The organism is Streptomyces sp. NRRL S-118, assembly GCF_000716335.1.
Lineage (GTDB): Bacteria > Actinomycetota > Actinomycetes > Streptomycetales > Streptomycetaceae > Streptomyces.
Genome location: NZ_KL591068.1, coordinates 890 through 1,137, shown reverse-complemented (window position 1 = coordinate 1,137; position 248 = coordinate 890). Strand labels below are relative to the sequence as shown.

Below are 248 nucleotides of genomic sequence, written 5' to 3'. Positions count from 1 at the left end.
GCGGTGGACGGTGCGTGGTCTGGCTGCCAAGTGGCTCTCACCGACAGCCGCGTCGATCACCACGGAGGCCCTGCGGATCGCGGGCATCACCCTGCTGGGCATTCTGGCGGTCCTGTTCGGCGCCGTCCTGGCCCAGCACGCCATGCCCGACGAGCCGCACGCCCCTCGCCCGGGCATCACGCTCCAGCCGCCGGCCCAGACCCCCGCCGACCGGGCCCCTGCCGAGCAGGTTCCGGCGGATCCGCCCG

Annotated in this window: 1 protein-coding gene; it reads left to right on the top strand. The window is 75.0% G+C overall.

The genetic code is table 11. The annotated features are described in order from the left end of the window. Positions 1-10: 10 nt before the first annotated feature. Positions 11-248: hypothetical protein (locus IH00_RS0136695; RefSeq protein ID WP_031080875.1), on the top strand; the 238-nt coding region annotated here is incomplete at its 3' end.